We start from the raw sequence: 8,604 nt of genomic DNA on the forward strand, positions 1-8,604 counted from the left end.
CTGCATGCGTTCCCGGCTTTTCCTCCTTGGGCTGGCGGTTTCACTCGCTGCCTGCAACACCGTCTATTACGCCGCCTGGGAAAAGCTGGGCTACGAGAAGCGTGACCTGCTCAAGAGCGCGGTCAAGAAAGCTCGAGGCGAGCAAAAGGATGCGGGCGAACAGTTTCAAGATGCCCTGACCCAGCTCAAAAAGCTGACCAACTACAACGGTGGCAATCTCGAGTCTGCCTACAACCGCTTCAAAGGCGAATATGAGGACTGCGAAGCCCAGGCAGCTCGGGTGCGCAGCCAGATCCGCGAGGTGGACACGGTGGCGCGGGATCTCTTCCGAGAATGGGAGAGCGAGATCCGCCAGTATGAAAACGCCTCTCTCGCCGCCGACAGCCGCCGCAAACTGGCGGACACCCGCAGCCGGTTTGAGCCGCTTTCGCGTTCCCTGCACTCGGCCGAAAACACGATGGAGCCCGTGCTGCGCCAGTTTCACGATCAGGTACTCTATCTGAAGCATAATCTGAACGCCGCAGCCATCGGCTCACTGCGTGGCACGGCGGACAACATCCAGAGCGACATCCAGCGTCTGCTCGATCAGATGAACCGCTCCATTGCTGAGGCGGACCGGTTCATTCAGACACTGTAAAAAGACGACAGACACTCTGGTCTGTCGGTCTGGGACAATTCGTAAACGCTGATCGACAGACAGGAGAACTGAGGCTTGGGGAGACAGGCAAAGCCAATCTGTCGCACTCCAGAAAAAAGCCCTCCGGCTTTGCAGCAGGAGGGCTTCGAAGACTGGCTTCTCAAATCGATCAGGCTTTGATCATGCCATGAGGGTCGATGACGTACTTACGGGCAGCGCCCTTGTCGAAGTCCACGTAGCCCTTTGGAGCGCCCTTCAGGGAGATCACCTGCACGTTGGTCGCCTTGGCGATTTTGATCTTGTCGTGAAGGATGGCCATCATGAGGCGGCGATGGTACTTCATGACCGGGCACTGGCCGGTGACGAAAGTGTGGCTCTTGGCCCAGCCGAGACCGATGCGGATGGAAAGGCTGCCGACCTTGGCAGCTTCATCGACCGCGCCCGGATCACCCGTGACGTAAAGGCCGGGAATGCCGATGGCACCGCCCGCCTTGGTGAGTTCCATGACACTGTTGAGCACCTGAGCAGGCACTTCCTTGCTGTGGTCATGGCCGCAGCCACGGGCTTCAAAGCCGACGCAATCCACCGAGCAGTCCACTTCCGGCACGCCAAGGATGTTTTCGATCTGATCCTGAACGGAGGCAGAGAGAGAAACGTCCACGGTTTCACAGCCGAAACGACGTGCCTGGGCAAGGCGCTCCTTGTTCAAGTCGCCGACGATGACGACAGCGGCACCGAGGAGATGACAGGAAGCAGCACAGGCGAGACCGACAGGGCCGGCACCGGCGATGTAAACCGTCGCACCCGGGCCCACTCCAGCGGAGACGGCACCGTGATAGCCGGTGGGGAAGATGTCCGAAAGCAGAGTGAGGTCTTTGATCTTGGCCAGGGCCTGATCGCGATCCGGGAACTTCAGGAGATTGAAGTCAGCGTAGGGCACCATGACGTACTCCGCCTGACCACCGACCCAGCCACCCATGTCCACGTAGCCATAGGCTGCACCGGGGCGGGCAGGATTCACATTCAGGCAGATGCCGGTCTTGCCTTCTTTACAGTTGGCACAGCGTCCGCAGGCGATGTTGAAAGGCACGCTGACGATGTCGCCTTTCTTGATGAACTCCACATCGCGGCCCGTCTCGATGACTTCGCCGGTGATTTCATGGCCGAGGATCAGCCCCTTCTGTGCGGTGGTACGACCGCGCACCATGTGCTGGTCGGAGCCGCAGATGTTGGTGCTGACGACTTTGAGGATGACTCCGTGCTGGCATTTGCGCTTTTGTTCGCGCAGCTCCAGTTTCGGGAAATCAATGCTCTGAACCTCTACCTTTCCGGTACCCATGTAGGCGACACCATGATTGCTTGGCATAATATTGTGTGGTTGTGGTTGGTTGAATTTAGGGGATTCCCAGTCATGCTAGTCAGAACCGGCAGATCGCGTCAATCCTGGTGAAGGAAAAACGTTGGCAGCCAGGAATGAGCGGTGCAGGGGCCGGGAAAAGGCTGACGCCGCTGGGTTTAGCTAAACGAATCGCGCTGCATGCTCTTTCGGATTGCCTGCCCGCGAGCAGCCCTCCACAATACGCATGCATGAAAATTACATCACTCGCATTGTCCCTGCTGCTGCTTGCTTCCACCGCCCTCCGGGCCCAGACCTCGGCTCCGGCCGTCAAGCCATCTGCTCCGCCAGCCACCCCAGCCGTCGTCATGCCCCCGCAGCCACCGGACGTTCCTGCGGAGAAGTACGGCAAAGACGGCAAGATCAACCCTGGCTTCATCGCTTCGCATGAGAAGTTCGTGAGCATCGCCAAGGAAGGCAAAGCACAGCTCGTGTTCCTTGGTGACTCGATCACCGCCGGCTGGGGCGGCAAGAAGGAAATCTGGGACAAGTCCTTCGGCGCCTACAGCCCGGCCAACTTTGGGATTGGCGGTGACCGCACGCAGCATGTGCTGTGGCGCATCCTAAACGGCGAACTTGAGGTCATCAAACCCAAGGCCGTGGTCCTCATGATCGGCACGAACAACTCCGGCTCGGATTCCGCTGAAGGCATCGCCAAAGGTGTCACCGTGATCGTCGAAACCATCCGCGCCAAGCAGCCCCAAGCAAAAATCCTTCTCCTCGCGGTTTTCCCACGTGGCGAAAAAGCCAGTCCGAATCCAGGCCGCGACAAGCTGAAGGTGGTCAACTCCATCATCGCCAAACTCGATGACGGCAAGAATGTCTTCTTCCTCGACATCGGTGACAAATTCCTCCAGCCCGACGGCAGCCTCACCAAGGAAATCATGCCCGACTTCCTGCATCTCTCCGCCGCAGGCTATCAGATCTGGGCCGACGCCATCGGTCCAAAGCTCGCTGAGCTGATGAAGTAATCTGCTCCGTCATTCCCTGCACGGATTCATCTGGCGCACGCAAGACCTGCGTGCATAGGAAAGCCATGCCCCAGCCCACCATCCTTTCCGACATCGGCAAAGTCCTCATCGACTTCGATTTCAGCATCGCCGCCCGGCGGCTGGCGGAGCGCTGTGATCATCCGGCGGAGACGGTGCTGACGCTGTTTGATGATATCAAAGGCCCCTATGAAGTGGGTGACATGGATGACGCGGAGTTCATACAGCGGGGCATGGCGCTGACGGGGTTTCGTGGCAACCCGGAGGAATTCGCCTCCATCTGGTGCGAAATCTTTGCCCAGAATGAACCCATGCACGCGACGCTCTCCGCGCTGGCGGGAAAGCTGCCGATGCACCTGCTCTCAAACACCAACGAGCTGCACAAAAGCTACTTCCTGCGCGAGTTTGCGATTTTCCAGCATTTCCAAGATGGGGTGTATTCGCACACCGCCCGCTGCGCCAAGCCGGGAGATGAGATCTTCCTCAAGACCGCCGCGCAGCTGGATCTGGACCCCGCACGCACGTTTTACATCGACGATCTGGAGGCAAACATCGCCACCGCGAAACGCCTGGGTTTTCGGACTTTTCATTACAGCTTTGCGAAGCATTCGCAGCTTCAGACGGAGCTGGACGAATGGCTGGCGGCTCAGGGCATTGGTTGACGGGCGCGAATACCTGTCATACCCAGTACGGCCTGCCGTTCGTATCACCTATGTGGCATGAATGCATGCACGACTAAATCCATGAAATGCGACGTTTGCGAAAATGAGGCCACCGTGTTCCTCACCCAGATCATCAACGGTCAAATGACCACGGTGAATCTGTGTGAGACCTGCTCAAAGGCCAAAGGCGTGACCGAGGAAACAGGCTTCGGTCTGGCGGAGGCATTTCTGAGCCCCTCCCACCGAACGGAGTCAGACACGATGGAAATCGTGTGCGACGCCTGCGGCTTCACGGCATCCCAGCTGAAGAAGATCGGGCGCATGGGCTGTCCGGAATGTTATGCCGCCTTCCGTGATGGACTGGATGGACTGCTGCGCAACATGCACAAGGGAACCCGGCATGTGGGCAAGCGCCCGAGCCACCTCAGCGCGGTCGCACCCCAAATACTGCCCCGGCAAAGAGCGACCACTTTGAAGGACGCGCCTCCACCCGCACCGGTGCCAGCTCCGCCCGTGCCGCCACCAGACATTGCCAAGCTCCGCGCTGAGCTGGATCTGGCCGTCAAGGAGGAGCGCTACGAGGACGCAGCCAAGTTGAAATCCGAGATCGAAAATCTTCAGCCCAAGGCTTCCAAATGAAGAAGGCCGCAGGTGAAATGATCCTTTCGTATCTTTCAACGCGTATCTCTTTTGCACAGTCCAACTTCGTAATCTCATGATGCGTTTTGCCACCTTGATCAAGAACCCCGCCGACTGGATGAAAGGCGCGGGGCCGCACTCCGACGTGGTCATGACCTCGCGCGTGCGTCTAGCACGCAATCTCCGTGGTTACCCCTTCCCCGGCTTCAGTCAGGAGCGCCAGCGCATCGAGCTGCTGGAACGCGCACGCCCGGTGGTGGAAGAACTGCCCGAAATGCGGGACGGCTACAGCGAGGACTACACCGAGCTCAGCAAGATCCGCAAACAGGTGCTGGTGGAGCGACACCTCGTCAGCCGTGAGCATGCGGCACGGTCCTCCGGCTGCGCCGTGGTCGTGGACCGCAAGCAGAGCATCTCCATCATGATCAATGAGGAGGATCACTTCCGCATCCAGGGCATCCGCCCGGGACTGAACCTCACCAGCGCTTTTGAAGTGGTAGACCGCGTGGACACGGAGCTAGAAGGCCTGCTGCCTTATGCGTTTGACCCCAAGCTCGGGTACCTGACCGCCTGCCCCACCAATCTCGGCACCGGCATGCGCGCCTCCGTGATGCTGCATCTGCCAGCGCTGGTCCTCACCGAGCAAATCAACCCGGTGATCAAGGCCATTGGCAAGATCGGCCTGGCTGTGCGCGGCCTCTACGGGGAAGGCACTGAAGCTTTGGGCAATCTCTTCCAGATCTCCAATCAGCACACGCTGGGTGAGGCGGAGCCAGAAATCATCGCCCAGATCGAAAAGGTCATCGAAGGCGTCGTCCGCTCTGAAGTGACAGCCCGCGCCAAGCTCAAGGAGGACCACCAGACGATGCTCCAAGACCAGATCGGGCGTGCCTTCGCCATTTTGAGGTATGCGCACATCCTTACCTCCAAAGAGGCACTGAACCTGCTTTCCATGCTGCGTCTCGGTGCAGATCTCGACCTTGTCGGGAACTGTGACCGCAGCCTGATCGACATGCTTCTGCTTGAAATTCAACCTGCGCATCTGCAGCTCAATGCTGCGCGTGAATTGTCCCCTGAAGAGCGTGACAGCATGCGCGCTGATTTAACCCGCACGCGGTTGCAATCCATCGACGGCCCGGGTAGTTTTCCAACATCACAATCTAACAACGGAGGCACCACCTCCCCTACTAATGATGAATAATTTCACTCCACGCGCCCAACAGGTTCTGGCCCTTGCCCGCAAGGAAGCCGACCGTTTCAACCACAATTACGTCGGCACGGAGCATCTCCTGCTTGGCCTGATCAAACTCGGCCAGGGGGTCGCAGTCAACGTTTTGACCAAGCTCGGCCTCGATCTCGAAACCGTGCGCATGCAGGTCGAGCAGCAGGTTGGTTCCGGCCCTGAGACCAAGATGGTCGGCAACATCCCCTACACCCCAAGAGTGAAGAAGGTGCTGGCCCTGGCCTCCAAGGAAGCCAAGGCGCTCAACCACAGCTACGTCGGCACGGAGCACATCCTGCTCGGCCTCCTCCGCGAAGGCGAAGGCGTGGCCGCTCAGGTGCTGCGCAACCTCGATGTGAACCTCGACAAGGCGCGCAGCGAGATCCTCAAGGAACTCGATCCCAACTTCTCCTCCCAGAATGAAGAGGAAGAGGAGGAAAGCGAACCCGTCAATCCTACCGGCAACACGCCTTCCAGCGACAAGAAGAAGAACGAGAAGACCCCGGCGCTCAAAGCCTTCGGTCGCGACCTCACCGAGCTCGCCATCAAGGGTGAAATGGACCCGGTCATCGGCCGCTCGGAGGAAATCGCCCGTGTCATCCAGATCCTTTGCCGCCGCACCAAGAACAACCCGGTGCTCATCGGTGAAGCTGGTGTCGGCAAGACCGCCATCGTCGAAGGGCTGGCTCAGGAGATTGCCGCCGGTAACGTTCCTGAAATCCTGCGCGACAAGAAAGTCATCACCCTCGATCTCGCACTCATGGTCGCTGGCACGAAGTATCGCGGCCAGTTTGAGGAACGCATCAAGGCGGTCATGGATGAAATCCGCCGCAACAAGAACGTCATTCTCTTCATCGACGAGCTGCACACCATCGTGGGTGCCGGCGGCGCTGAAGGCGCAATGGATGCCAGCAACATCATCAAACCCGCGCTCAGCCGTGGGGAACTGCAATGCGTCGGCGCCACCACGCTGAACGAATACCGCAAGTACATCGAGAAGGACTCCGCGCTCGAACGCCGCTTCCAGAGCGTGAAGATCGAGGAGCCCTCCGTCGAGGACGCTATCCGCATTCTCTTTGGCCTGCGTGGCAAATACGAGATGCACCACAAGGCGAAGTACAGCGAAGACGCGCTTCGCTCGGCGGTGAATCTCAGCTCGCGCTACCTGCCCTCCCGTTTCCTGCCTGACAAGGCCATCGACATCATGGACGAAGCCGGCTCCAAGGCCCGCATCGCCGCCATGACACGTCCGCCCGAACTCAAGGTGATCGAAGGCGAGATCGAAGAGATCCGCCTCGAGAAGGAAGGTTCCATCAAGGAGCAGGATTTCGAAAAAGCTGCGAGCCTGCGTGACCGTGAGAAGAACGCGAAGAAGCGTTTTGATGATGTGCTGGAAACCTGGCGCACCAACAATCAGGAGCGTATCGTTGACGTCACCGAAGAGGACATCATGTCCGTCGTGTCCAAGTGGACCGGCGTTCCGCTGCAACGCATGGAACAGGCTGAAGCCGAAAAACTGCTCAAGATGGAAACCGAGCTCAAGGGCAAGGTCATCGGGCAGGACGAAGCCGTCATCGCCATCAGCAAGGCCCTGCGCCGTTCCCGCGCTGACCTTAAGGACCCGCGCCGCCCGATCGGCTCCTTCCTCTTCCTCGGCCCGACCGGTGTCGGCAAGACCTTCCTCGCGAAGAACCTCGCCGAATTCATGTTTGGCACCGCCGATTCGCTGATCCAGATCGACATGTCCGAGTACATGGAAAAGCACACCGCCAGCCGTCTGATTGGTGCGCCTCCGGGATACGTCGGTTACGAAGAAGGCGGCCAGCTTTCCGAAGCCGTGCGCCGTCGCCCTTACTCCGTGATCTTGTTCGACGAAGTCGAAAAAGCGCACCCGGATGTCATGCATCTTCTGCTGCAGATTCTCGAAGAAGGCCAGGTCACCGACAACTTCGGCCGCAAGATCGACTTCCGGAACACCATCGTCATCCTCACCTCCAACATCGGTGCGGAGCAAATCAAACGCCAGACCAGCCTGGGCTTCATGGCCATGCAGGAAGACGCCGCCGACAACGCCGGCATCAAGGGCAAGATCACCGAAGCCGCGAAGAAGTTCTTCAAGCCTGAGTTCCTCAACCGCCTCGACGACATCGTCATCTTCCGCATGCTCGAGAAGGAGCAGCTCAACAAGATCGTCGACCTCGAAGTCAGCAAAGTGGTTGTCCGCCTCAAGAAGAAGAACATCCACATCACCCTGGACGACAGCGCCCGCGAGTTCCTCATGAAGGAAGGTTTTGATCCGCAGTATGGTGCGCGTCCGATGCGCCGTGCCGTGGAGAAAAACATCGAAGACCCGCTGGCCGAGCATCTCCTGCGCGGAGACATCCGCGAAGGCGACATCGTCAAGGTTTCCCACGACGACGAGCACAAGCGCCTCAAGTTCGCCGCTGACAAGCGTGAAACCACTGACGTCCCGGCTCCGGCCGAAACGCCAGCCCCTTAACCGGGAGAGATCCGCCGGGCTCTGCCTGCCATGATCCGTGCCCTGATCCTCATTCTCCTCCTCGGCAGCCTCGGCTGCTGGTTGGATCGTGAGCATCAGGCGGGGCGGTTCCAGCGTGTGGATGAGTTGTTTCTCGACTTTCTCGTGGCCAATGCGCGGGATCGTTTTGTCGCGGCCGATGATCATGCGGTCTCCTCCTCGCCGGTTGTGCTGGTGAAGATGCGTGTGGCTGACAAGGTGGAATATGCTGGCTGGCCCCCGCGCCCGCTGGACTGGCAGATGGTCCTGAAGGGACTGCAGGCCTACAATCCTGCGGTGGTCGTGATTCCCGAAACTCTGTTCTGGGGCCGCCCTTCGCCCGAGTTTGTGAATGAGGCAGCGCAGGCATTGGTGCCTTTTCCGAGCACGGTTCTGGGCGTTGAGGCCCAGCTGGCAGCCAGCCGTGAGGCACCCGCATTTTTGGGCGGTCTCGAAAGCTCTCTACCGCCCTTTCAAAAAGTGCAGGGGGACATTGGATCTGTTCCGCCATTGGGAGCTTTGATTGCTGCGCCGGACGACC

General features: G+C 59.2%; 8 protein-coding genes. 7 read left to right on the forward strand and 1 reads right to left on the reverse strand.

Annotated features, from left to right (window positions below):
* Window positions 1–4 precede the first annotated feature (4 nt).
* On the forward strand, window positions 5–637 hold the full coding sequence (locus tag ACIREA_RS03425; protein WP_397380571.1) for a DUF2959 domain-containing protein: 633 nt from the start codon (window positions 5–7) through the stop codon (window positions 635–637).
* Window positions 638–806: 169 nt separating this feature from the next.
* Here the strand turns inward: ACIREA_RS03425 and fdhA are convergent, their stop codons facing one another.
* Window positions 807–2,003: a formaldehyde dehydrogenase, glutathione-independent gene (fdhA, locus tag ACIREA_RS03430; RefSeq protein WP_397380573.1), complete on the reverse strand. Its 1,197-nt coding sequence runs from the start codon at window positions 2,001–2,003 to the stop codon at window positions 807–809.
* A 221-nt stretch (window positions 2,004–2,224) separates the two neighbouring features.
* Between fdhA and ACIREA_RS03435 the strand changes: the two genes are divergently transcribed.
* The 6 genes from ACIREA_RS03435 to ACIREA_RS03460 all read left to right on the forward strand — a co-directional run.
* The gene (locus ACIREA_RS03435; RefSeq protein WP_397380575.1) at window positions 2,225–3,004 is read left to right on the forward strand and encodes a platelet-activating factor acetylhydrolase IB subunit; all 780 of its coding nucleotides are present in this window, start codon (window positions 2,225–2,227) and stop codon (window positions 3,002–3,004) included.
* 65 nt (window positions 3,005–3,069) lie between these two features.
* Window positions 3,070–3,684, forward strand: a complete 615-nt coding sequence (locus ACIREA_RS03440) for an HAD-IA family hydrolase (protein WP_397380577.1) — start codon at window positions 3,070–3,072, stop codon at window positions 3,682–3,684.
* Between the two features lie 81 nt (window positions 3,685–3,765).
* Window positions 3,766–4,323 (forward strand): UvrB/UvrC motif-containing protein, encoded by a 558-nt coding sequence (locus ACIREA_RS03445; RefSeq protein WP_397380579.1) that lies wholly within the window; start codon window positions 3,766–3,768, stop codon window positions 4,321–4,323.
* A 76-nt stretch (window positions 4,324–4,399) separates the two neighbouring features.
* The gene (locus ACIREA_RS03450) at window positions 4,400–5,524 is read left to right on the forward strand and encodes a protein arginine kinase (protein WP_397380581.1); all 1,125 of its coding nucleotides are present in this window, start codon (window positions 4,400–4,402) and stop codon (window positions 5,522–5,524) included.
* Complete coding sequence (locus tag ACIREA_RS03455; RefSeq protein WP_397380583.1) at window positions 5,514–8,045, forward strand: ATP-dependent Clp protease ATP-binding subunit; 2,532 nt, start codon at window positions 5,514–5,516, stop codon at window positions 8,043–8,045. The genes ACIREA_RS03450 and ACIREA_RS03455 overlap by 11 nt, the downstream gene beginning before the upstream one ends.
* A gap of 30 nt (window positions 8,046–8,075) precedes the next feature.
* Window positions 8,076–8,604, forward strand: a 529-nt coding sequence (locus tag ACIREA_RS03460; protein WP_397380585.1) for a hypothetical protein, incomplete at its 3' end; no start/stop codon positions are given.

The organism is Prosthecobacter sp. (genome assembly GCF_044373815.1).
Classification (GTDB): domain Bacteria; phylum Verrucomicrobiota; class Verrucomicrobiia; order Verrucomicrobiales; family Verrucomicrobiaceae; genus Prosthecobacter.

Coding starts and splice junctions, on each gene's coding strand:
- ACIREA_RS03425 (WP_397380571.1), top strand. CDS start 5: ATGCGTTCCCGGCTTTTCCTCCTTGGGCTGGCGGTTTCACTCGCTGCC.
- fdhA (WP_397380573.1), bottom strand. CDS start 2,003: ATGCCAAGCAATCATGGTGTCGCCTACATGGGTACCGGAAAGGTAGAG.
- ACIREA_RS03435 (WP_397380575.1), top strand. CDS start 2,225: ATGAAAATTACATCACTCGCATTGTCCCTGCTGCTGCTTGCTTCCACC.
- ACIREA_RS03440 (WP_397380577.1), top strand. CDS start 3,070: ATGCCCCAGCCCACCATCCTTTCCGACATCGGCAAAGTCCTCATCGAC.
- ACIREA_RS03445 (WP_397380579.1), top strand. CDS start 3,766: ATGAAATGCGACGTTTGCGAAAATGAGGCCACCGTGTTCCTCACCCAG.
- ACIREA_RS03450 (WP_397380581.1), top strand. CDS start 4,400: ATGATGCGTTTTGCCACCTTGATCAAGAACCCCGCCGACTGGATGAAA.
- ACIREA_RS03455 (WP_397380583.1), top strand. CDS start 5,514: ATGATGAATAATTTCACTCCACGCGCCCAACAGGTTCTGGCCCTTGCC.